The 22372-nt window shown below is 38.8% G+C and carries 26 protein-coding genes; all 26 read right to left on the bottom strand.

Annotated elements, in window-relative coordinates; translation table 11 throughout:
* Positions 1-45: 45 nt before the first annotated feature.
* The 26 genes from DWV85_RS01560 to rpmE all read right to left on the bottom strand — a co-directional run bounded on the left by DWV85_RS01560 (position 46) and on the right by rpmE (position 22301).
* A complete protein-coding gene (locus DWV85_RS01560) occupies positions 46-642 on the bottom strand; it encodes a fimbrial assembly protein (protein WP_105086763.1) in 597 nt (198 codons plus the stop codon).
* Positions 626-1480 (bottom strand): hypothetical protein, encoded by an 855-nt coding sequence (locus DWV85_RS01555; protein ID WP_105086764.1) that lies wholly within the window; start codon positions 1478-1480, stop codon positions 626-628. Before DWV85_RS01555 ends, DWV85_RS01560 begins: the two co-directional genes overlap by 17 nt.
* Positions 1481-1489: 9 nt before the next feature.
* Positions 1490-1897 carry a hypothetical protein gene (locus tag DWV85_RS01550; RefSeq protein ID WP_004697137.1) on the bottom strand — a complete coding sequence of 136 codons (408 nt, stop codon included), beginning with the start codon at positions 1895-1897 and terminating at the stop codon, positions 1490-1492.
* On the bottom strand, positions 1878-2549 hold the full coding sequence (locus DWV85_RS01545) for a hypothetical protein (RefSeq protein WP_105086765.1): 672 nt from the start codon (positions 2547-2549) through the stop codon (positions 1878-1880). Before DWV85_RS01545 ends, DWV85_RS01550 begins: the two co-directional genes overlap by 20 nt.
* Positions 2546-2902 carry a hypothetical protein gene (locus tag DWV85_RS01540; protein ID WP_004696139.1) on the bottom strand — a complete coding sequence of 119 codons (357 nt, stop codon included), beginning with the start codon at positions 2900-2902 and terminating at the stop codon, positions 2546-2548. The genes DWV85_RS01545 and DWV85_RS01540 overlap by 4 nt, the downstream gene beginning before the upstream one ends.
* Before the next feature lie 7 nt (positions 2903-2909).
* Entirely contained in the window at positions 2910-3371 is a 462-nt protein-coding gene (locus tag DWV85_RS01535) for a hypothetical protein (RefSeq protein WP_004697487.1), read from the bottom strand.
* Positions 3350-3892 carry an A24 family peptidase gene (locus tag DWV85_RS01530; protein WP_105086766.1) on the bottom strand — a complete coding sequence of 181 codons (543 nt, stop codon included), beginning with the start codon at positions 3890-3892 and terminating at the stop codon, positions 3350-3352. Before DWV85_RS01530 ends, DWV85_RS01535 begins: the two co-directional genes overlap by 22 nt.
* A gap of 53 nt (positions 3893-3945) precedes the next feature.
* Positions 3946-4392, bottom strand: a complete 447-nt coding sequence (locus tag DWV85_RS01525) for a prepilin-type N-terminal cleavage/methylation domain-containing protein (RefSeq protein WP_004697182.1) — start codon at positions 4390-4392, stop codon at positions 3946-3948.
* 36 nt (positions 4393-4428) lie between these two features.
* Complete coding sequence (locus DWV85_RS01520; protein WP_105086767.1) at positions 4429-5604, bottom strand: type II secretion system F family protein; 1176 nt, start codon at positions 5602-5604, stop codon at positions 4429-4431.
* 8 nt (positions 5605-5612) lie between these two features.
* Complete coding sequence (locus DWV85_RS01515; RefSeq protein WP_105086768.1) at positions 5613-6632, bottom strand: ATPase, T2SS/T4P/T4SS family; 1020 nt, start codon at positions 6630-6632, stop codon at positions 5613-5615.
* The gene (locus tag DWV85_RS01510; RefSeq protein WP_105086769.1) at positions 6616-7626 is read right to left on the bottom strand and encodes a GspE/PulE family protein; all 1011 of its coding nucleotides are present in this window, start codon (positions 7624-7626) and stop codon (positions 6616-6618) included. Before DWV85_RS01510 ends, DWV85_RS01515 begins: the two co-directional genes overlap by 17 nt.
* A 188-nt stretch (positions 7627-7814) precedes the next feature.
* On the bottom strand, positions 7815-9098 hold the full coding sequence (eno, locus tag DWV85_RS01505) for a phosphopyruvate hydratase (protein WP_008601191.1): 1284 nt from the start codon (positions 9096-9098) through the stop codon (positions 7815-7817).
* Between the two features lie 117 nt (positions 9099-9215).
* Entirely contained in the window at positions 9216-10742 is a 1527-nt protein-coding gene (gene gpmI / locus DWV85_RS01500) for a 2,3-bisphosphoglycerate-independent phosphoglycerate mutase (protein ID WP_105086770.1), read from the bottom strand.
* Between the two features lie 13 nt (positions 10743-10755).
* Positions 10756-11526 (bottom strand): triose-phosphate isomerase, encoded by a 771-nt coding sequence (tpiA, locus tag DWV85_RS01495; RefSeq protein ID WP_060919726.1) that lies wholly within the window; start codon positions 11524-11526, stop codon positions 10756-10758.
* 1 nt (position 11527) lies between these two features.
* Positions 11528-12706: a phosphoglycerate kinase gene (locus tag DWV85_RS01490; protein ID WP_039964996.1), complete on the bottom strand. Its 1179-nt coding sequence runs from the start codon at positions 12704-12706 to the stop codon at positions 11528-11530.
* Positions 12707-12719: 13 nt separating this feature from the next.
* Positions 12720-13730: a type I glyceraldehyde-3-phosphate dehydrogenase gene (gene gap, locus DWV85_RS01485; protein WP_004697289.1), complete on the bottom strand. Its 1011-nt coding sequence runs from the start codon at positions 13728-13730 to the stop codon at positions 12720-12722.
* Between the two features lie 67 nt (positions 13731-13797).
* Positions 13798-14823 (bottom strand): sugar-binding domain-containing protein, encoded by a 1026-nt coding sequence (locus DWV85_RS01480; RefSeq protein WP_008714121.1) that lies wholly within the window; start codon positions 14821-14823, stop codon positions 13798-13800.
* Positions 14824-15062: 239 nt separating this feature from the next.
* Positions 15063-15689 (bottom strand): uracil phosphoribosyltransferase, encoded by a 627-nt coding sequence (gene upp / locus DWV85_RS01475; protein ID WP_008601199.1) that lies wholly within the window; start codon positions 15687-15689, stop codon positions 15063-15065.
* 184 nt (positions 15690-15873) lie between these two features.
* Positions 15874-17106 (bottom strand): serine hydroxymethyltransferase, encoded by a 1233-nt coding sequence (gene glyA / locus DWV85_RS01470; protein ID WP_101928355.1) that lies wholly within the window; start codon positions 17104-17106, stop codon positions 15874-15876.
* A 46-nt stretch (positions 17107-17152) separates the two neighbouring features.
* Positions 17153-17590, bottom strand: coding sequence for a ribose 5-phosphate isomerase B (gene rpiB, locus DWV85_RS01465; RefSeq protein WP_118091297.1), 438 nt, complete (start codon positions 17588-17590; stop codon positions 17153-17155).
* 11 nt (positions 17591-17601) lie between these two features.
* A complete protein-coding gene (locus DWV85_RS01460; protein ID WP_123137885.1) occupies positions 17602-18048 on the bottom strand; it encodes a low molecular weight protein arginine phosphatase in 447 nt (148 codons plus the stop codon).
* A 112-nt stretch (positions 18049-18160) separates the two neighbouring features.
* Positions 18161-19192, bottom strand: coding sequence for an L-threonylcarbamoyladenylate synthase (locus tag DWV85_RS01455; protein WP_123137884.1), 1032 nt, complete (start codon positions 19190-19192; stop codon positions 18161-18163).
* The gene (gene prmC / locus DWV85_RS01450) at positions 19182-20063 is read right to left on the bottom strand and encodes a peptide chain release factor N(5)-glutamine methyltransferase (protein ID WP_123137883.1); all 882 of its coding nucleotides are present in this window, start codon (positions 20061-20063) and stop codon (positions 19182-19184) included. Before prmC ends, DWV85_RS01455 begins: the two co-directional genes overlap by 11 nt.
* A complete protein-coding gene (gene prfA, locus DWV85_RS01445) occupies positions 20056-21138 on the bottom strand; it encodes a peptide chain release factor 1 (protein WP_004697261.1) in 1083 nt (360 codons plus the stop codon). Before prfA ends, prmC begins: the two co-directional genes overlap by 8 nt.
* Before the next feature lie 2 nt (positions 21139-21140).
* Positions 21141-22046, bottom strand: coding sequence for a DUF1385 domain-containing protein (locus DWV85_RS01440; protein WP_077708506.1), 906 nt, complete (start codon positions 22044-22046; stop codon positions 21141-21143).
* Positions 22047-22103: 57 nt separating this feature from the next.
* Positions 22104-22301, bottom strand: a complete 198-nt coding sequence (gene rpmE, locus DWV85_RS01435) for a 50S ribosomal protein L31 (RefSeq protein WP_004696185.1) — start codon at positions 22299-22301, stop codon at positions 22104-22106.
* Between the last annotated feature and the right edge of the window lie 71 nt (positions 22302-22372).

Here is a 22372-nt window from a genome sequence, read left to right as displayed (position 1 = left end):
CTATTATTTTTGTCTTCAAAATAAATATGCCCATACATAGAAAGGCTAATGAGCATCCCCCACAACACTAGGCCCGTTAATATTCTCTCGACCTGATATGTTGTGCTCTCTTTTAGATCCGTCCATATGGAATGTATAAACACCTTTATCTGCTTTAACTGTTCCATGACACTCCATCCCTAGTAATTTTTGTTGGAGAATAGCAATAAATTTACGACACATTTCGTCACTCGTACCTATACCATCTATACTGATACGCCCATCCTTAATGCTAAGATGCTGTAGACTAATATGTTCTGACATAGCGGCATCAAGAATATATAGGACCATTGTATTGGGTAATATATCTGTTTGATTCTTAAGGATTTTATTCTTTATTATTTTATTTCTTATTTCCATTAATTCACCATATTGTTGATGTATTTCTTGATACTGAGCATTTGCTTGCAATCGCACAATGTCTATCTTTCGATTTTCATAGCTACGATAGCTTGACCAACAACTATATATAGTAACAAGCCCTACTATAATGTATATAAGACTTATCCCATAAAGAAGGTATCGATAGGTATGCCATAAACTATGCCATCGTAACGAGCGAGGCATTAAATTAATACATCTGTCCTTACCAGCCCAATCCAATCCATTTAAGCCCCCTTGCCGCCATACCAATAGCCATGTCCCAATCTAATTGCCCTTGCTTGCAACGATTACGGCCACGACCTAAGAATAATAATGGAATATATTCAGTTTCTCCATACATGGAAATTATACCTTCCATATCTGTCCGTTCTTCATTTGTTATAGATTCTAACCCATACATCCGAATTCCCTGTATCTCATCTATACCAAAGTCTTGTAATCTCACTTCTAACTTATCCATAGCTTCAGCTACATCGCTACCAGTAATAGGTACAATACACTCTTGAATGCATATATCATTCCACCAAAGCCATAAATGCATGGCGCCTTCTTCCACAACACCTGTTACAGTACCGCTGCGCCGCATCAAGCAATAACAAATAGGAATAGGCCAAAAATCAATAACATCAACGGGTGCATAAGTATCTCGTATACCTTGCTTCAAAAGCTCTAGTGAATGCCGATCTACAGCCACCATAAACATATGATAATTGTGTCGTGGATATTCCCGGCGACAAGCATCCATTTGGAAACTATCCCCATCAAAGCTAAAGTAGTCCTCTATATTCCACTTTATAAACTCCTTCATATCAAAATCATGAGGATCATAAGGTGCTACATGCATTTGTGTATCAATATTAGCAACAATACTATATGCCCCTTCATCTAAATCATACGTTTCTATAAATTTTGTAACGTCTTCATCAATAGGTCCTGTACGCTTCATTTCTAACGCATCAGTAATGACCATTGTTTTATTTTCTATATGAGCGGTAACACATACAATATGTTCATCAGTTATACATACTCCAGAATGTATTTTCTTTTTTCGTTTCATAGAATCACCTCAATAAGGTTTTACCTTTATAACATGCATATGTTTTTCTTTATCTACGGTCACATACATATGTACACGACTCACGATTTCACTATTCTTCAGTTTTCCATAACTCATAATATGACGCGGATTATCTGTTGAGCTGTCCGCTTCAATAGTAATCTCTACATTTTCATCATCTATTACAACAAGTTTATTTTGAAAGTCCCATACATTTCCTAATTTACAATAGCCCACAAACCAATGAGCACCTCTTTGTGCTGCGTAATGAGCTTCTTCCAAATGCAATTCATCCACCACATTACTTTCACATATTTGTCCTATACGCAGCCCCATAAAAGCTAATAGTAATAAAAAGGACATCGTAAGTATCGCTATATATGTAATAAAGCCCGCGTTATGGGCTCCTATGTTCATGACTTGTCTCCTCTTTACTTTTATACCAATCATAAATAGCACTCTGTCCAATGGAGACCTCATATATGGTTAGTCCTCCATAACCACTTGTATATTTCCTATCATTAACAAAACGATTGTTAATATACCAGCGCAAATACACGGTCCCATTAGTATCTACACTAAAAGGATATTCCTGAGTATAGCCCACATTTCGTTTATCTGTAGTTCCTACAATTCGACTGCCACTGACAGGCTGCAAGCTACTATCTGTTAATTTTCTGTATAGTGCATGACGTTGTACAGTTAAGGTTGTACGTTTTGTATCGTGAATATATAAACTCTTATTATGGTCTTCTACAGTAACCTTCACAGGGTTCCATATCATTTGAGCCACAACCATCCGCCGTGTATATCGACCATCCTCCATCATAGCTACACTATCTAGTAATTTAGCATCCCACATAACTGCATAGAATACGATGCCTAACAATATGGTAAGAACTATGACAGAAATCGTCATACTAATGAGCGTAGAATACAAAATAAATCCCATATTATTTCTATTCTTACTATTATTTTTCTTATTATTATTTTTATTCTTATTTGCTATAGGATTCTGTTTATATTCTTTGTTCTTTCCAATTACCTTTTCTATATCCTCGCCCTTCAATGTATCCCCTCCAAATCAACTGATAGAGAGTAGACAACAGATTGATTATCGATGGCATCTACTGTTAATCGTTGTAAAGATACACCTTCTATCACTACAGGCTTTATATGTGTTTTATAAGTAATTTTTTCACTAGGACTCATAGTGAATTGAGAGTTATATACACCTGCTTCTATTGTTCCAGTTTTATAATAAGAAGCTTTAGCCTTTTCTAAATACGTTATGGTATCTTGCAATATATGATCCCAATAATACGCCTTATATACCGTAAGAGTAGCCATCCAAAATATAGATAATACAATAGGTAAAATGAGCATGATTATAGCAGCTGATATTAAGGCATCACCATACATAAATCCTTCAGTGCACTTCTTCCCACCTAATTCGCCCTGTTTGTACAGATATCCATATACGATTTTTCTCACCACTTTCACGATCTTTCAAAATAATTTCTGTCCCATCATAAGGTAAGCCTAAGGCCGAAAAAGAAATAATTGTCATAGACCGTTCGTTCTCAATATTTTGCGGTAATAATATGTTTACCGTATGATGATTAACATCTTCCTCTAATGTATAACTATCCTTATTTAAAATAAAAAGCATTCTTCCTTTACCATTAGATTTATGCCCTAACATAGACCACAGTTGAACTTTCTTGAGCATATACGCCACCTCTTGCGTAGCACCATTTAAAGTATAACGACTAGGTGTTGTCACAATAGGTAAGGCAATGGAGATGAGCAATAAGATTAAACCAATAGTAATAATCCATTCCGCCAATAAAGATCCACTCTGACGATTTATAAGTTGCACCTTAACCATTGATAAAGCACCTCCATATAGGAACCACCATGTAAGGCACACCATCCGCCAAAGCATAGAAAGGGACCAAATGGGATATATCGATTACGATAACCGGTGAGTAAGAGATAGAGAGAACCAACACAAAAAGTTACGTAAAAGAAACATATAATTTCCCATGGAGTAAGCCATATTGCAATAGCAGAAAACCATTTAATATCGCCTATACCAAAGCCTTTACGGCTAATCAAACGAAGTCCATATGTAATAGTACCTACGCTGATAACACTTAATAAGGTTACTAACATAGATTGATCATTTATATAGCTATATATAATGCCACCTATTACAAGAGCCAATGCTCCTTCATCAGGCAATATATAGTAATGCATATCGATGGTAGCACCTGCTATGATGATGAGTGAAAACACAGCATACAAAGCAATGTGAGTATAAGATATTGTTTTTGATGAAACTATAATAGGTAACAATATAGATGCTATATATACCAAAAGTCCTATTACATAATTAGTCCCTTTCATACCTTGTCCTTTCATATAACTAACGTATATAATTCATAATCTATACAAGTTAATTAAGGCTCATTAGGTGCTTTAACAACAACAGATTTTGAAGTCCCACCACTGACAACTTCATAAGTAATAGTGTATTCTTTTCCTTTTGCAGTCTTAACATGTTCAGTAAGATAACCTTCCTTATATAGATTTTCTACTGTTGGAGGTGTATCAACATTCTTATCAATCATATACAATTGAGTGGCATTTTTTATAATTTGAATATCTGCTGTTTCTTTAGCATTTCTAGCTTTATCCGCTGCAGATAAGAATTGTGGCATTGCAATAGCCGCTAATATAGCGATAACCGCTACTACAACCATTAATTCAACGAGAGTAAATCCGCCTTTTCTCGATTTTTTAAACCCTTCTCGAACACGAGAAATATGTAATCGATCTACGACCCATTGACCGCACATTTCTAATCGATGATTCACTCCATGAATCATATGCATAACAGACTTCATAATATTCTCCTTTTAATAGTTAAGTAATAACATTGTCTATTGCCCTCCTAAGTTGGCAATGGACGTGAATAAGGGATACATAACAGATACAACTAATACGGCTACACCGATTCCCATTAGGGTTAGTAAAATCGGTTCCAACAATCGTTCTAAACGGGCAATATATTTTGAAAGTATAGATTCATAGTAGCAGCCACAGTGGTTTAACATCTTTACTAATTCACCACTCTCTTCTCCAATGGAGACCATTTGCCATATAAAAGCATTTCCTATCTGACCAGTACGCAAACTTTCTTCCAGTGAGTGTCCTGATAATAACTTTGCTTCCACCTGTTTACTACATTCAACACCATATATATTCCCCCACAAAGGGCGTGTAATATTCATGGTTTGAATGATAGAAATACCAGAATCTAGTAAGAGAGCCCAAACTTTTAACATACTTGTATAATACACACAAGTACTCCATTGGTATCGGTGAGCCAACAGCCAAAGCCAACGATGTACTTTACACTTTATACTATGCTGTTTATAAGCAAATGCTAAGGAACCTATTACAACACAATGTATAGCTATTACCATTAAAGGATGCGATTTTAACCCTTGTCCTAATGCAAAAAGAGCTCGCGTCATCAAAGGTAATGTAATATGCATAGTGGTAAATACCTTTTCAAACGAAGGAATAATAAACAAAATGGTGACTAGAAAAAATATATTCATCATCAGAAGAAGAAATAAAGGGTAAGAAATAGCACTCATAACCTTTTGTTTCAGCTGCCTCTCCCAATCGTAGTGACGGGATATATATTGTAAACTCTCACCCAAGGTGCCCGCTGCTTCACCACTTTCTAGTAAAGCCAAAGCAATAGGAGGACATCCTTCACGCCGTAGGGCTTGTGATAAAGTCTGACCACGCTCTATAGATTCATATAAAGCTGTATAGAGTAGTCCTCGTTTTCCCTGGCAGAGTAGCTGTAAGGCACGCCGTAATGGAACACCAGATTCAATGAGTAGACCTAATTGATAAGTCACATCTACCACCATAGTATGATTCCATTTATGTTTCTTTTTTTCATTCTGCAACGATATCCTATAAATTTTATAGCCATCTCGTTTTAACCGTATTGCAATTTCTTGCTCTGAATCCCCCCACATCAAACCTTTTTCTGTTTCATTTTGATTATTTTTTACGACATATTCATAAGCCTCCATATACTCACCTACGATAATTGTTGATCAAGCAAGGTATGCAATTGTTGTTGGGCTCCATATTGTGCCTTTACATCTCGCACAGCCATTTCTAATGTTTTCATCGGTAGTTGCGTTTCTTGAATAGATATGATTTGTGGTTCCTTACGGGTCCGTATCAAATTTGCTACTGCATGGGTATTTAGCAAAATATCACGAATAGTAATGAACTTTTTATTCCATCGAAGTAAACGCTGACATATAACGGCCCGTAACACTTGAGATATTTGATTGCGTATCTCTTCTTGTTGCTCCCCAGGAAATAGAGAAATCATGCGGTGAACCGCCATCACTGCACGCTGTGTATGCATAGTCGCCATTACAAGGTGACCAGTCTCTGCCGCATGAAGTGCCGCTTCAAGGGTTTCACGATCTCGAAGTTCGCCTACCATAATGACATCCGGATCCTCTCGTAAAGCATCTCGAATACCATCTGACATAGTATTAATATCAGCACCTAATTGTCGTTGATGTATTAAAGACTTTTTAGGTACAAACTCAAATTCGATAGGGTCTTCTAAGGTAATAATGTGGCGCTCCATAGTCTGATTTATATAATCAATACAACAAGCTAAGGTAAAACTTTTACCACTGCCTGTAGGACCACAAACAAGCAATAGACCATCATGTGCTTCACATAGCTTTTGTAATAACTGACCTTCACTATTATCATCTAACTTAAGTTGCTGATGACAAAGTAATCGCAATGTACCACATATGGTCTGATTAGCTCGATATAGATGAACACGAATACGCACACCACAACAGGAACAAGCCTCATCAAGAGACTGCCATTCATAGGATGCTATACCGCAACGGCGCAATATATCCTCGATTAATTCTGTAGTACACATAAATGAAGTAGCCTTTAATCCATCACCATGTCGCAAATAGATAGGCTGACCACATTGTAGATGAATATCTGTTGATGATAGTTGTATTGCATTTTCTACAATAGTTTCTAAACTTTCACGTTTACAGCATGAGTCCACAACGATGCACCTCCTCTATAGATGTAACATGCTGAGATACGGCCTTACGAGCAGACTCTTCTAATGACAATAATAAATGTGTTTCCAATTCGTCCCAATGAGCCGAATTAGCTGGTATTTCTAAGTATTCAAATAGAGCAGTCCGTCCCTGATATGATGTACCATCAAATTTTCGTACTAGCCGTTGTGCAATAGCCCCCATTAAAGTAGCCCGTATTAAGTACGGCTCTACGCCCATATCCATGAGTCGCGTTACAACGCCTATAGCTGTATTGGTATGTATAGTAGATAATACGCGATGCCCCGTTAAAGCAGACTTAACGGCTAACTCTGCGGTCTCCTTATCCCTAATTTCACCAATCATAATCGTATCTGGATCTTGCCGTAATACAGAGCGAAGACCTTTGGCAAAGGTAAATCCAATCTTTTCATTAATACCAATTTGTATAGCCCCTTTGATTTCAGCTTCTACAGGATCTTCAAGACAGATAAGCTTAGTTTCGTCTAAATTTAACATGCGAAGCATGGCATATAAAGTAGCTGTCTTACCACTGCCTGTAGGTCCACAGATAAGTAATAATCCATAAGGACGTTTTAATAATTGTTCAATGTGCTCAAAGATATCCGGCTGCATGCCTAATTCTTTTAAGTCTTTATGACTCCCTTCATTTCCCATAAGGCGACATACTAAGGTTTCTCCGTATAGGCTAGGCAATGTAGATACACGCATCGTTACAGACTTATTTTTATGACTCCAAGACCAACGCCCATCTTGTGGTAAACGCTTCTCGCTAATATCTAGAGAGCTACAAACCTTAATACGGTTGATAATGAGTTCAGCTTCTTCAAATGATACAGTCATGTAATGTTGCAGCAGTCCATCTTGTCGCAACCGAACATGAGCACCACTTTCAACGGGATCAAGGTGGATATCACTTACATGGTGTTCTAAAGCATACAAGATAATATCGTCTAATGTTACGTCTACATACATGGTCACCTCCAATACCTTGCGGTATGTTTTTACCTCACACTAGCGTATGGCGTTATAGGTTTCGACATCAGCCTCTAAATCCCTCTTTTATTTTTAAAAATCCACGAAGCGAAAACTTTTCTTTTTTTAGACATACAAAAAAGGCGCCCCAAAGGGCGCCCTTATTGGACTATTAGATATAACGTATCTTATTTTAAGTTATAAAAAACGTCATTACCTTTATATTGAGCTGTTTCGTATAACATTTCTTCAATGCGAAGTAATTGATTATATTTTGCTACACGTTCAGAACGAGCCGGTGCACCAGTCTTAATTTGACCAGCATTTACAGCTACAGCAATATCAGCAATGAATGTATCTTCAGTTTCACCAGAGCGGTGAGATACTACGCAAGTGTAACCAGCACGTTTAGCAAGTTCCATAGCATCGAAAGCTTCAGTGAGAGTACCGATTTGGTTAACTTTTACAAGAATGGAATTACCTACACCAAGCTCAATACCACGAGCCAAACGTTTTGTGTTAGTTACAAATAAATCATCACCAACAAGTTGTACGCGGTCACCAAGGCGGTCTGTCAACAATTTCCAGCCTTCCCAATCTTCTTCTGCAAGGCCATCTTCGATGGATATGATTGGATATTTGCCTACTAGGTATTCGTAAAAATCTACCATTTCAGCTGCTGTTTTAACTTTACCTTCCCCAGCAAGGTTATATTTACCACCTTCGTAGAATTCAGAAGATGCAGAATCAAGTGCCAATTTGAAATCTTTTCCTGGTTCATAACCAGCAGCTTTAATAGCTTCACAGATTACTTCTAATGCTTCTTCATTAGATGATAAGTTAGGTGCGAAACCACCTTCATCACCTACTGCAGTACTAAGACCTTTATTGTGAAGTACGGATTTCAAAGTATGGTATACTTCTGCACAGCTACGAAGAGCTTCTGCAAAAGATTTAGCGCCTACAGGCATGATCATAAATTCTTGAATGTCTACGTTATTATCAGCATGTGCGCCACCGTTCAAGATATTCATCATAGGAACTGGCAACTCTTTTGCATTAAAGCCACCAAGGTATACAAATAATGGCAAGTCCAAAGATTCAGCTGCAGCACGAGCTACTGCCATGGATACACCAAGGATTGCATTTGCACCAAGGTTAGATTTATTATCGGTACCATCCAATTGCAACATTAAGTTATCGATTGCCACTTGTTCTGTCGCATCATAACCGATAAGTGCAGGACCGATTTTAGCATTTACATTATCGATAGCTTTTAAAACACCTTTACCGGAATAACGGGATTTATCTCCATCCCGTAATTCTACGGCTTCAAACATACCTGTGGAAGCACCAGATGGAACTGCTGCTGTAGCAATAGTACCATCTTCTAAACATACTTCAACTTCAACTGTTGGATTACCGCGGGAATCTAAAATCTCTCTTGCAATGACTTGTTCAATTACTGCCATTTCTTCACCTCATATAATCTAATGGAATAACTGCCATCTGACAGCCATTATATATATTGAGCTAAACCTTATAGGCTTATAACTCTAATTAACTACTAATATAGTGAAAGCTCCATATTATGCTTTATGTACCAAGCTATGACCTGTCATAGCTTTTGGTTGTTTTATCCCAGCTAAGTCTAATAATGTAGGAGCAATGTCACATAATTTACCAGCTTCTAATGTAGCTGTTTTTAAACTGTCGCTCATTAAAATTAAAGGAACCAAGTTCGTTGTATGTGCCGTATGTACCTTACCTGTTTCATGATTAACCATAAGCTCTGCATTACCATGATCTGCTGTAACTAACAGATGACCTTTCTTGCTACGAATAGCCTCCACGATACGACCTAAACAAGTATCTACTGCTTGAACCGCTTTAACGGCAGCTTCAAAGCTACCAGTATGACCAACCATATCTGGATTTGCAAAATTCAAGATAATCATGTCATATGTTTCATCTTGTATCGCTTGTACAACCTTATCGGTCACTTCATAAGCACTCATTTCTGGTTGTAAATCATAGGTGGCCACTTGAGGGGATTTTACAAGAATGCGATCCTCTCCTTCAAAGGGTTCCTCTTCACCGCCATTAAAGAAATATGTAACATGAGCATACTTTTCTGTTTCCGCAATACGCAATTGGCGATAACCACCTGCACTTAGAACTTCACCTAATGTTTCAGATAATGTATCCTTTTCATACACAATATGTACGGGCAAACCATCCTCGTATTTTGTCATAGTTGCCATATATATAGATAGTGGCTCCCTTTTAAAGCCATCAAAATCAGGTAACACTAGTGCCTTTGTAAGTTCACGACCACGGTCTGGGCGGAAGTTACAGAATATAACCGCATCTCCATCTTTGATAGTCCCTGCAGCATCAATCACCGTAGGAAGTACAAACTCATCTGCCGCATCTTTATCATAAGACTGTTGCACCGCTTCACATGCAGATATAGCTATTTCACCTTGACCATGCACAATGGCATTATATGCCAATTCAACGCGGTCCCAACGATTATCGCGGTCCATTGCATAATAGCGACCACTAACTGTAGCAATTTTACCACAATTGAGATCAGCCATATACGTTTCTAAGTCCTTTAAATAGCCTTGTGCACATTGTGGAGCTACATCACGACCATCGAGCAAAGCATGGACATACACATGCTCGATTCCATTATCATGAGCCCCCTTGATGACTGCCTTAATATGATCTAAGGAACAATGCACATTACCATCTGAAACTAGACCTATAAGATGTAAGCTTTGCTTCTTAGCTACTTCGTATAGTTCCTTCATAACAGGGCGATTATAAAACTCACCAGACTCGACATCTTTAGTAATACGAGTCAAATCTTGATACACTATGCGACCAGAGCCAAGATTTAAATGGCCAACTTCAGAATTTCCCATTTGACCTTCTGGAAGGCCTACCGCAAGCCCTGATGCTTCTAATGTTGTATGTGGATACGTATCCCATAATCGATTAAAACAGAGCGGCTTCGCCTGTACTACAGCATTGGTTGTGTCTGATTTATCCCCCAAGCCAAAGCCATCTAGGATGACTAGCATTACGGGAGCCTCTAATTTAGCCATTTGTAACCTCATATTAAGCGCTTACTTGGTTTGCAGCTTTAATAATATCAATAAATTCATCGACCACAAGTGATGCACCACCTACGAGAGCACCGTCAATATTAGGCTCTCCAAGGATTTCTAGTGCATTTTCTGATTTAACGCTACCACCATACTGGATGCGTACTGCATCGGCAGTTTCATTATCATATAAAGATTGAATGTAATTGCGGATTTCTTTGCATACCTCTTCAGCTTGATCAGCCGTTGCTGTCTTGCCCGTACCGATAGCCCAAATTGGTTCGTACGCAATGATCAATTGACTGACTTGTTCTTTCGGAATATCAGCCAAAGCCCCTTTTAGTTGAGACGTAATCCAGTCAAGTGTATGACCCGTTTCACGATGTTCTAAACTTTCACCAACACAGACAATAGGATTCAAATTATGATGAAATGCACTTTTAATTTTTGCATTAACGGTCTCATCTGTTTCGCCATAATATTCACGGCGCTCAGAGTGACCGATGATTACATAATTAACGCCTACTTCTGTAAGCATAAGTGGTGAAATCTCACCAGTAAACGCACCAGCATCATGATAATCCATAGTTTGTGCACCTACTTCAATAGCTGTATTTTTCGTCAATACTACAGCACGTTCGATAGCTGTAAAAGGCGGACATACAACTACATCACAGGACAATTCCATATCTTGTAACACGCTGTTAAACGCTTCGATCAGAATTGATCCAGATGCAATGGTGCCATTCATTTTCCAATTCCCTGCAATAATGGGTTTTCTCATATTATGCCTCGGACAATGCAGCAATACCCGGTAGGATTTTGCCTTCTAAGAATTCTAAAGATGCACCGCCACCTGTGGAGATGTGGCTAATTTTATCTGCTAAACCACTTTTTTCAATGGCTGCTACAGAGTCGCCACCACCAACGATAGTCATCGCATCAGATTCAGCTACAGCTTTCGCTACTGCATTTGTACCAGCTGCAAAGTTTTCCATTTCAAATACGCCCATAGGACCATTCCAAATAATAGTCTTCATTGGCGCCAATGCTTCTACATAAAGTTCGCGGGTTTTAGGCCCAATATCTAATATCATCCAGCCATCTTCGATTTGATCAACATCAACGATTTTAGTATTAGCATCGTTGCTGAAAGCATCTGCTACTACAGCATCAATAGGTGTTAGTAATTTAGCACCTGCTACACGAGCTTCCATAACAAGGTCTGTAGCGATAACTTCTTGACCTTCTTCAAATAAGGAGCTACCAATATTGCAACCTTGCGCTTTAATGAACGCATTAGCCATACCACCGCCGATGATCATTACATCAACTTTAGGCAATAAGTTAGAAATAACGGAGATTTTATCTGTAACTTTCGCGCCACCAATAATAGCTGCCATAGGTGTTTTGGGATGTACTATAGCTGCACTTAATGCGTCAATTTCTTTTTTGAGCAAGAAACCTGCTGCCATAGGGATATAATCAGCAATACCGACTACAGATGCCGCATTACGGTGAGATACACCAAACGCATCATTGATAGCAACATCTGCAAGAGATGCCAATTGCTTAGCAAACTCAGGGTCATTTTTAGTTTCTTCATTGTGGTAACGCAAATTTTCAAGCATCAATACATCACCAGATTGTAATGCTTTTACAGCTTCTTCAACTTTAGGACCAATGCAGTCATCTACGAATGCTACAGGCTTGTTGATAAGCTCGGATAAATGCTTAGCACATGGTGCCAAAGACATTTCTGGTTTGCGTTCTCCTTTAGGACGACCAAAGTGAGAAGCAAGGATAACCTTTGCCCCTTTTTCGATTAAGTAATTGATAGTAGGTAATGCACTACGAATACGAGTGTCATCAGTGATGACACCGTCTTTCATAGGAACATTAAAATCAACACGAACAAATACTGTTTTATTAGCTACTTGTAAACCTTCAATTGTTTGTTTCATCAAAGCCTCCTGATTATAAGCCTTTGCTTGCTACAAATGCGGCCATGTCGATAAGACGTTCGGAATAACCCCATTCGTTGTCATACCAAGAAACAACTTTTACCATGTTGCCATCCATAACCATTGTCAAATCAGCATCAACAATGGAGCTACGAGGATCAGAGCTGAAATCACAGGATACCAATGGTACATCAGATACACCAAGAATACCTTTTAATTCACCGGCTGCTGCTTTGCGAAATGCTTCGTTGATTTCTTCTTTAGTAGCCGGTTTTTCAAGTTCGCAAACAAGATCTGTAGCAGATACGTCTGGAGTAGGAACGCGCAATGCAAAACCATCTAATTTACCTTTTAATTGAGGCAATACTTTAGCAACAGCTTTCGCTGCACCAGTTGTTGTAGGAATGATGGACATTGCTGCAGCACGAGCACGGCGAGGGTCTTTATGACGTGCATCAAGAATTTTTTGGTCATTAGTGTAGGAATGAATTGTAGTCATCATACCGCGTTTGATACCGAATTCATCACATAATACTTTAGCAAATGGAGCCAAGCAATTTGTTGTACAAGATGCATTAGAGATAATGTGATGTTTTGCAGGATCATACATATCTTGGTTAACACCCATAACCATAGTTAAGTCTTCGTTTTTACCAGGTGCAGAGATTAATACTTTTTTTACAGTAGGTTGATTCAAATGAACCTTTGCTTCCTCTGCATCACGGTATTTACCAGTACATTCCATAACAATTTCTACGCCTTCTTCAGACCATGGTAATTTAGAAGCGTCGCGGTCATGGAATACACGGATTTTTTTACCATCAACGTAGATATTTTCTTCATCAAATGTTACTTCATTAGGAATTGTACCGTGTACGGAATCGTATTTTAACAATAATGCAGTACCTTCATTATCACCAGTTGCATTAATTGCCACTACATCCACATCAGGATTATTAATCGCTGCGCGAACTACACATTTACCAATACGACCAAATCCGTTAATACCAACTTTTACTGCCATTGTTAGATCCTCCTAATAACAAAAATTCTAACCAAATTCAAACTAAAATTTATAACTACTAATTCGCCTATAAGGCAGAAATTTGTAACAATTGACGCATACCTTCGGCTGCTTGCTCATCAATGATAAGTATCCCTTTCTGGCAAGCTCGCATCACACCTATAATAGCGCTCGCTTTTTCTTGTCCGCCAGCTACAGCAATAACATTGGGAACCTTTACTACATCGGGAAGTGATAAACCAATATTATTAGTAGAATAAATTAACTTACCCTCAATGTCACAATATTGGCCAAGTGCTTCACCTACCGCATGATTATCTACCAACTGCTTACGCACATCATCGGCAATATGGCGCTGATCCGCCATGCGCATTGCAGTACCAATACCAAATAATAGTACGTCAGTCCTACTAATGAGGTCTCCAATTTCTTTAATTTGTGGTTCACAAGTCATGAGCATATGTAATGAGTCTTGTGAAAGTCCATCAGGTAAATGGAGCATCTTATAGGAACCACTTAGTCGTTCAGCAAGCACCGAAGCAATTACATTAGCTTGGTATTCCACTACTTCACCAACGCCACCACGGGCTGGTACCACAGTAGGATTGAAAGGTAAGATAGGCATTTCTTCAGCTATTGCTGCCATGGTGCTACCGCCACTGATGGCTACTACTGCATTAGGTTTCAATAGGTCTTGCAATAACTTTGCCGCTGTAAAGCCTAACTTTTTAACCATCAAGGTTCCTTCTGTAGGTGTAATAACAACTCTATCGATATGAAGTGCTTCAGTCAATCGATGTTCTAGCTCGTTAATACGATCTAGCTCATTTAAAAAATTTCGTAACTTTGGAACAATTGCATGTCCCTCATCAGTGAGAAAAATCCCTGGTTTATAAATGTCTACAAGACCATTAGCACGCATTAACTCAATATGACTTCTTACGGTTCGCTCTGGAAGATCCGTTGCGGTAGCTAATGTTCTACGGCCTATAGGCTCTTCATAAACAAGGTGGTTTAGTATTTTGTATCGCTCCTTCAATACGCTAACAATTTCAGGAACAATACGTTCACATATCATTAGAAATTCGTTCATCGGGTCCCTCCTTTACCCGTTGGGATTACATGAATCGTTTTTCGTCCCATGTGAACAAAATCCGTCCCACCTAAAATAAAAAAATACTTTTACACTTGTATTGTATACCTTATGTAATTTTTATTCAACCCTAAATAAGAGAAAACGACATACGCCTTAGATAATTTGTTATTATTTCAAATCTAATAATATGTCGTCATGTCCCCTTATTATATTCTAATATGTCGTTTTATTGTATTTTATTTTGTACCGAAGATACGGTCACCTGCATCCCCTAAGCCAGGCAAGATGTAACCATGATCATTAAGCTTTTCATCAAGTGCTGCTACATAAATAGGAACATCTGGATGTTCTTTATTTACTGCTTCTACCCCTTCAGGAGCAGCTACTAAGCACATTAATTTAATATGTTTAGCACCTTTTTCTTTTAGCAATGTAATCGCTGCAGCTGCACTACCACCAGTAGCAAGCATTGGATCAGTTACGATGAAGTCGCGTTCTCCTACGTCAGATGGTAGTTTACAGTAGTATTCTACTGGTTTCAAAGTTTCAGGATCACGGTACAAACCAATATGACCAACTTTTGCAGTTGGAATTAAACTAAGCATACCATTTACCATACCTAGACCAGCGCGAAGAATTGGAATAATACCCAGTTTTTTACCTGCAATTCGTTTGCCAGTCATTTTAGTTAGTGGTGTTTCTACCTCCACATCCTCAAGTGGTAAGTTGCGTGTAATTTCATACCCCATCAACATAGTAATTTCATCAAGTAGTTCTCTGAAATCTTTAGAGCCTGTTTGTACGTCACGCATCAATGTAACTTTGTGTTGAATCAATGGATGTGTCATAACATTAACTTTCATGACTGTCCTCCTATAAAACAATATACATATCCCATTCTAGCGATTAACTATCATATTTACTCTATCACAGATTAGAAAATCATGCCATAAAAATATTGAAAGGGATGTGCCGATGGCACACCCCTTTTACACTACCTATAAACTTATAGGACTATAAATATATATTTAATATTAATACAATCGATTAGTACAATGGATACGCTTCACAAAGTGCAGCAACACGTTTACTAGCTTCTTCATGGAGCGATTTATCCTCAGGATTTTTAAGAACCACTGCAATAATATCGGCAATTTCTTCCATATCTTTCACTTGCAAACCACGTGTTGTAAGAGCTGGCGTACCAAGGCGAATACCACTTGTTACAAATGGGCTAGCTGGATCAAATGGAATTGTATTTTTATTACATGTAATACCTACTTCATCGAGTAAGTGTTCAGCTTCTTTACCAGTTAAACCAGTATTACGAACATCTACAAGCATAACATGAGTATCTGTACCGCCAGAAACAATTGTTAAGCCCTTTTCTTGTAATGCTGCAGCCAGCGCTTTTGCATTGTCGATGACTTGTTGTGCATATACTTTGAACTCAGGTTGTAAAGCTTCACCAAATGCTACAGCTTTAGCAGCGATAACATGCATCAAAGGACCACCTTGGATGCCAGGGAAGATAGCTTTATCGATTGCTTTAGCATACTTTTCTTTGCAAAGAATCATACCACCACGAGGGCCACGCAATGTTTTATGAGTTGTTGTAGTAACGATATCTGCATATTCCACAGGGTTTGGATGTAAACCAGCTGCTACAAGTCCAGCAAAGTGAGCCATATCTACCATGAAAATAGCATCTACTTCGTGTGCCACTTCAGCCATTTTCTTAAAGTCGATTTGACGGCTATAAGCACTACCACCAGCGATAATCAACTTAGGTTTTGCTTCTAATACAATTTTACGGAACTCATCGTAGTCGATTTGTTGTGTTTCAGCATCTACACCATAAGGTACTACATTGAAATATGTACCAGATACGTTAACTGGAGAACCATGAGTCAAATGACCGCCGTGGGACAAGTTCATACCCACAATAGTATCACCTGGTTGTAATAATGCGAAATACACGCCAAAGTTTGCTTGAGAACCAGAGTGAGGTTGTACATTAGCATGTTCTGCACCGAACAGGCGTTTTGCACGTTCGATAGCCAATGTTTCAATAACATCAACATTTTCACAACCGCCATAATAGCGTTTGCCAGGATACCCTTCTGCATATTTGTTAGTCAATACGCTACCTTGAGCTTCCATTACAGCTTGAGAAACAAAATTTTCAGAAGCAATCATTTCTAATTTATCGCGTTGGCGTGCTAACTCTTGGTTGATAACAGCTTGAATATTAGGGTCTTGTTTTTCTAAGAAACTCATGAGTATCCTCCTCATATAGAACAACTATCTATAAAGTAATGATGTATTATTTCTCTAATGCTTTTATTTTCTCTACACGACGTGCATGACGTCCACCTTCAAACTCAGTTTCCATAAAAATGGTTACAATATCGTTAGCAAGGCCTGGTCCAATAACGCGTTCACCCATAGTAAGGATGTTCGCATCATTATGTTCACGACATGCGTGAGCAGAAAATGTATCATGACAAAGAGCAGCGCGAATGCCCGCTATCTTATTTGCTGCAATACCGATACCGATACCCGTACCACAAATCAAAATACCGCGATCTGCTTGACCAGATACAACTGCATTTGCTACAGGTACTGCAATATCAGGATAGTCGCAAGACTCAGCTGTATGACAGCCAAAATCCTCTACTTCATGTCCCAATGCACTCAATACCTCTTTAACAGATTCCTTCAGATTTAATCCGCCATGATCACAACCGATTGCAACTTTCATAATTTCATCTCCTACGCCTTCTGAGGCACTGATGTAAGACCAGCCTCTACTAAGTGATAAATTTGTTCCGCACATTGATTATATACGGTTTGGTCAGATCCATATGGGTCCGTAACATCACCATCTAGACCACCCCACTCGGAAATTGTTTTAATTTTACCTTCCTCAAAGGGGAATTGGCGAAGTAGTACAGATTTGTGATCTTTCGTCATACCAAGAATAAGATCTGCTGCATTTACGAGTTCCATCGTTAAGGGTCTCGATTCATGGTTGGAAATATCTGCAATGGAACGGACAGCTACTACGGCTTGTTCAGTTGGTTTTGCTCCATAAACGGCAAATAAACCAGCCGATACAGTTGTAACATCCTTATGTTTCTCCGCTGCAAGGGCCCGTGTAATACCTTCAGCCATAGGGCTGCGGCAAGTGTTACCGGTACATACAAATAAAATATTCATAATAACATCCTTACTCAATCACATTTTGTGATTACTTTATACATTATAGCAAATCTATCCAATATGTAAAGACATTTTTCTATTATCAGTGGACATCTTTAAGCTAGTAAATTTACTTATAAATGATATTATGACTCGATGCTTTTTCCATTCGATTCATAATGGCAACACCGAAACCATCATCATCAACACCTTCTGCTAGGATTAGGGTAACATGATTTTCATTAAAATGTAATAGACTTTTATAAAAGTCGTGCCCCAATGCTAACGCATCTCTATGATGGCCAAAACAATGGCACATAAATCGTCCATCCTCTTTAATCAAGTTATACGTTTCATGACTTACCAAACACCCTATGGGACCTTCTATGCCTTCTGAAAGCTCTTTGAAAGTGTGTGCTACACCTTCTGGACTACCTACAACAACCGTCATAGGTGCATCAGGCGCATAATGCGTATACTTCATACCAGGAGCCTTTGGCTTAGTGGTTGCATTAACTAAAGCAGTATCATACTCAACAGTAGACACCACACGTTCAAGCTGTGCTTTTGTAATTCCACCAGGTCTTAATATAATGACCTTATCATCATGGACTTCCACAACAGTAGACTCTACACCAATCGTACATGGACCAGCATCTAAGATATAGGAAATGCGACCATTCATATCATTATATACATCTTCTGCAGTAGTTGGACTTGGGCGCCCTGAAATATTGGCACTAGGTGCCGCTATAGGTATACCTGCACGGTCTAATAATACTCGACATGCCTCATGATCAGGACAACGCAATGCCACGCGAGGTAGACCTCCGGTAGCACGGTCTGGCACTAAATCAGATTTAGGCAATGTAATCGTTAATGGTCCTGGCCAGAATGTATCCATTAAGGCTTGCGCCGTAGCAGAAATTTCTGTTACTAAAGGTTTTATGCTTTCACTATTAGGAACATGCAAAATAAGTGGATTATCAGAAGGCCGTCCTTTGGCAGCATAGATTTTATCCATCGCCTCTGGATCTAGACCATTAGCACCTAAACCGTATACAGTTTCGGTTGGTATAGATACCAATTCACCATTGCGCAAAGCACGGGCCAAAGTATCTATATCTTGTTCTGATGGATTTGTAATGATTTTAGTATCCATATTTGCCCTCATATACAGCTGTCACTACGCGGTTATGACCACCGAGGTCAGCTATAAATTGAATATTCGAATATTGACCTATTTCTTGCAATAAAGCACCTACCTCTTCTGCTTGGTCAAAGCCTACTTCAAACACCACACGGCCATTAGCGTTTAAATAATTTCTACATTCTTTAGCTAAGATTCGATAAAATTGAAGTCCATCCTCTCCACCAAATAATGCAATATGAGGCTCATTTAATACATCTGGTGACAACATCTTTAAATCACCAGTTCGAATGTATGGAGGATTAGAAACAATAAGATCAAACTTCTCCTCTTTTCCATATAAAGTGGAGAACATATCTGATTCCATAAATTGTACTCGGTCAGCTAAATTAAAGGACTCACCATTTTCGCGTGCCACCGGTAAAGCATCTGTGGAGATATCTAAACCAACACCACTAGCATTTGGCAAATAATGTAATAGACTTAATAATATTGTCCCAGGGCCTGTGCATACATCAAGAATACGCACATTACTATCTTTTGGATAAGTACCTAGTACATGCTCAATCAAGGTTTCCGTATCAGGTCGTGGAATCAATACCTTATCATTCACCTTAAAGGTCAACCCCATAAAGTCCTTTTCCCCAATGATAGCCGCTACACAATGCCCCTTAGCCCGTTGTTGAACGAGAGGCCTAAAGGCATCGAGCTCGTCTTGAATAAGCGGTTGGTCATAATGGGTATATAGATAAATCCGATCTTTACCTAAAACGTGAGAAAGCAGTACTTCCCCATCAAGTCGAGGTGTATCCATCTCCTTGCTTTGAAAGTACTGCTCTGTCCACTGGAGAATACGACCGATTGTCCAAATCTCCTTATGCATTTGTATTAGCCTCCTGCATTTTTGCCGCTTGGTCTGCAGCATTTAAGGCTTGAATAATTTCATCAAGATCGCCATTTAAAATAGCATCTAATTTATATAATGTTAAATTAATACGATGATCTGTGACGCGACCTTGTGGGTAGTTATAGGTGCGAATACGTTCACTACGATCACCTGTGCCGACTTGACTCTTACGATCTGCAGCCATACTAGAGATGGCCTCTTGTTCAGCTTGATCCTGTAACTTAGCACGCAATACACGCATAGCTTTTTCACGGTTTTGTAATTGAGATCGTTGATCTTGACACGCTACAACGATACCAGATGGTAAGTGTGTAATACGAACAGCAGACTCAGTTTTATTGATATGCTGACCACCGGCACCACTCGCACGATATGTATCAATTTTTAAATCTTTTTCATTAACTTCAATATCAACATCTTCCATCTCTGGCAATACGGCTACTGTAACTGTAGATGTATGTACACGGCCTTGTGTTTCTGTAGCCGGTACACGTTGTACACGATGTACACCAGATTCAAATTTCATCTTAGAGTATACATTTTCACCATCCACAGAGAAAATAACCTCTTTAAATCCACCAAGCTCTGGTTCATTAGCATCGATAATCTCACAACGCCAGCCTTGGCTTTCCGCATATTTTGTGTACATGCGGAACAAGTCGCCTGCAAATAATGCAGCTTCATCACCGCCAGCGCCCCCGCGAATCTCAATGATAATATTTTTATCATCATTAGGATCCTTAGGCAATAATAGAACTTGCAACTTTTCTTCCAATTCCTCTTTTTGAGGTTTTAACTCTTTCAATTCCTCTTGAGCCATTTCTCGGAATTCTTCGTCCATGGATTTATCTTCAATAACTTCCATAGCTTCATCAATACCAGATAAAACTTTTTTGTAAGTACGGAACGTTTCAACGGTTTCAGATAATTGAGCATGTTGACGGGTCAATTTACGCCATTCATCTTGGCGAGCAATGACCTCTGGGTCACTAATGCGCTGCTCAAGATCCATAAATTTATCTTCAATAACTTGTAATTTATCAACTAACATGTTTATTCCTCTTCATATGCGTCACTCTCAGGCGGACGGACCTCTTCTAAAGCTCGTATAGCAACTTCAATTTGATCATCTTCTGGTTCACGCGTTGTCATATATTGTAACGCAAGACCTGGTTTAATAAGAGCTTTCACAAAAGAATGATCGCTACGTCCAGCAAGACGAATCACCTCGTACGCAATACCAGCTACTATGGGCATAAGGAGTACGCGGCTCACGATACGTTCCAACAAATTGGGCCAACCCAAGAAAGCAAATACAAAGATACTAACTACCATAACAATAAGTAAGAAGTTTGTACCACATCGCGCATGCAAGCGACTTTGTTGGCGAACGTTTTCTACAGTTAAAGGCAAATCTAATTCATAAGTATGAATCGTTTTATGCTCTGCCCCATGATATTGGAAAACTCGTTGAATATCCTTCGTAAGACCAATCCCCCAAATATAAAGTAAGAAAAGTACTAAACGAATGACACCTTCAATGAGATTTAATACTATATGATTATCCTGTACACCAGGAATAAATTTTACGATAAATGTAGGCAATGCCAAAAACACAGCTATCGCAAACAGTGTGGAAATGACCATGGTAATGGCGATTTCACTATTAGACATTTCTTCCTCTTCATCGCCAGCAGCCTTAGCGGAGAAGGATAAAGCCTTCATGCCTATCACTAGAGATTCATAGAGAGCTACACAGCCACGAAGAAATGGTTTTTTCAATATTGGATATATGTCAGCAATAGACTTTGTAGCCTCTTTTTGAACTACAATAGTTCCCGCAGGCTCACGTACGGCAGTTGCCGTATAGCCAGGGCCTCTCATCATGACACCTTCAATTACAGCCTGTCCTCCGACAAACTTTTTTATACGTTCTCTGTTCACAAGATCTCCTCTCATAAACAAATATAGGCAGAGCCAACAGCCCTGCCAATACATGTTACATTACAATACAAATTATTTGCCGTAACGTTTGTTAAATTGTTCAATACGACCACGAGCTTGAGCCGCACGTTGTTGACCAGTGAAGAACGGATGGCATTTGGAGCAAACGTCTACACGAAGGTCTTCTTTTACAGAGCCAGTTTTGAATGTGTTGCCACAACCGCAAGTTACTGTAGCTTCTTTATAGTCTGGATGAATACCTTGTTTCATTCTATACACCTCTTTCCAGCAATCAATATTATTCTTATAGATTATAGCATGACACCTGCACAAATGCAAGT

The organism is Veillonella sp. AF13-2, from assembly GCF_003603295.1.
GTDB classification, from domain to species: Bacteria; Bacillota; Negativicutes; order Veillonellales; family Veillonellaceae; genus Veillonella; species Veillonella parvula_E.
The sequence above is the reverse complement of the archived record's forward strand: the minus strand, read 5'-3'. Positions and strand labels throughout refer to the sequence as shown.

Bases quoted from the DNA above. Each gene is read 5' to 3' on its own strand.
- DWV85_RS01555 (WP_105086764.1), bottom strand. From the start codon at position 1,480: ATGAAACGAAAAAAGAAAATACATTCTGGAGTATGTATAACTGATGAA.
- DWV85_RS01550 (WP_004697137.1), bottom strand. From the start codon at position 1,897: ATGAACATAGGAGCCCATAACGCGGGCTTTATTACATATATAGCGATA.
- DWV85_RS01540 (WP_004696139.1), bottom strand. From the start codon at position 2,902: ATGTATGGTGATGCCTTAATATCAGCTGCTATAATCATGCTCATTTTA.
- DWV85_RS01535 (WP_004697487.1), bottom strand. From the start codon at position 3,371: ATGGTTAAGGTGCAACTTATAAATCGTCAGAGTGGATCTTTATTGGCG.
- DWV85_RS01530 (WP_105086766.1), bottom strand. From the start codon at position 3,892: ATGAAAGGGACTAATTATGTAATAGGACTTTTGGTATATATAGCATCT.
- DWV85_RS01525 (WP_004697182.1), bottom strand. From the start codon at position 4,392: ATGAAGTCTGTTATGCATATGATTCATGGAGTGAATCATCGATTAGAA.
- DWV85_RS01520 (WP_105086767.1), bottom strand. From the start codon at position 5,604: ATGGAGGCTTATGAATATGTCGTAAAAAATAATCAAAATGAAACAGAA.
- DWV85_RS01510 (WP_105086769.1), bottom strand. From the start codon at position 7,626: ATGTATGTAGACGTAACATTAGACGATATTATCTTGTATGCTTTAGAA.
- eno (WP_008601191.1), bottom strand. From the start codon at position 9,098: ATGGCAGTAATTGAACAAGTCATTGCAAGAGAGATTTTAGATTCCCGC.
- gpmI (WP_105086770.1), bottom strand. From the start codon at position 10,742: ATGGCTAAATTAGAGGCTCCCGTAATGCTAGTCATCCTAGATGGCTTT.
- tpiA (WP_060919726.1), bottom strand. From the start codon at position 11,526: ATGAGAAAACCCATTATTGCAGGGAATTGGAAAATGAATGGCACCATT.
- DWV85_RS01490 (WP_039964996.1), bottom strand. From the start codon at position 12,706: ATGAAACAAACAATTGAAGGTTTACAAGTAGCTAATAAAACAGTATTT.
- gap (WP_004697289.1), bottom strand. From the start codon at position 13,730: ATGGCAGTAAAAGTTGGTATTAACGGATTTGGTCGTATTGGTAAATGT.
- DWV85_RS01480 (WP_008714121.1), bottom strand. From the start codon at position 14,823: ATGAACGAATTTCTAATGATATGTGAACGTATTGTTCCTGAAATTGTT.
- upp (WP_008601199.1), bottom strand. From the start codon at position 15,689: ATGAAAGTTAATGTTATGACACATCCATTGATTCAACACAAAGTTACA.
- glyA (WP_101928355.1), bottom strand. From the start codon at position 17,106: ATGAGTTTCTTAGAAAAACAAGACCCTAATATTCAAGCTGTTATCAAC.
- rpiB (WP_118091297.1), bottom strand. From the start codon at position 17,590: ATGAAAGTTGCAATCGGTTGTGATCATGGCGGATTAAATCTGAAGGAA.
- DWV85_RS01460 (WP_123137885.1), bottom strand. From the start codon at position 18,048: ATGAATATTTTATTTGTATGTACCGGTAACACTTGCCGCAGCCCTATG.
- DWV85_RS01455 (WP_123137884.1), bottom strand. From the start codon at position 19,192: ATGGATACTAAAATCATTACAAATCCATCAGAACAAGATATAGATACT.
- prmC (WP_123137883.1), bottom strand. From the start codon at position 20,063: ATGCATAAGGAGATTTGGACAATCGGTCGTATTCTCCAGTGGACAGAG.
- prfA (WP_004697261.1), bottom strand. From the start codon at position 21,138: ATGTTAGTTGATAAATTACAAGTTATTGAAGATAAATTTATGGATCTT.
- DWV85_RS01440 (WP_077708506.1), bottom strand. From the start codon at position 22,046: ATGAGAGGAGATCTTGTGAACAGAGAACGTATAAAAAAGTTTGTCGGA.
- rpmE (WP_004696185.1), bottom strand. From the start codon at position 22,301: ATGAAACAAGGTATTCATCCAGACTATAAAGAAGCTACAGTAACTTGC.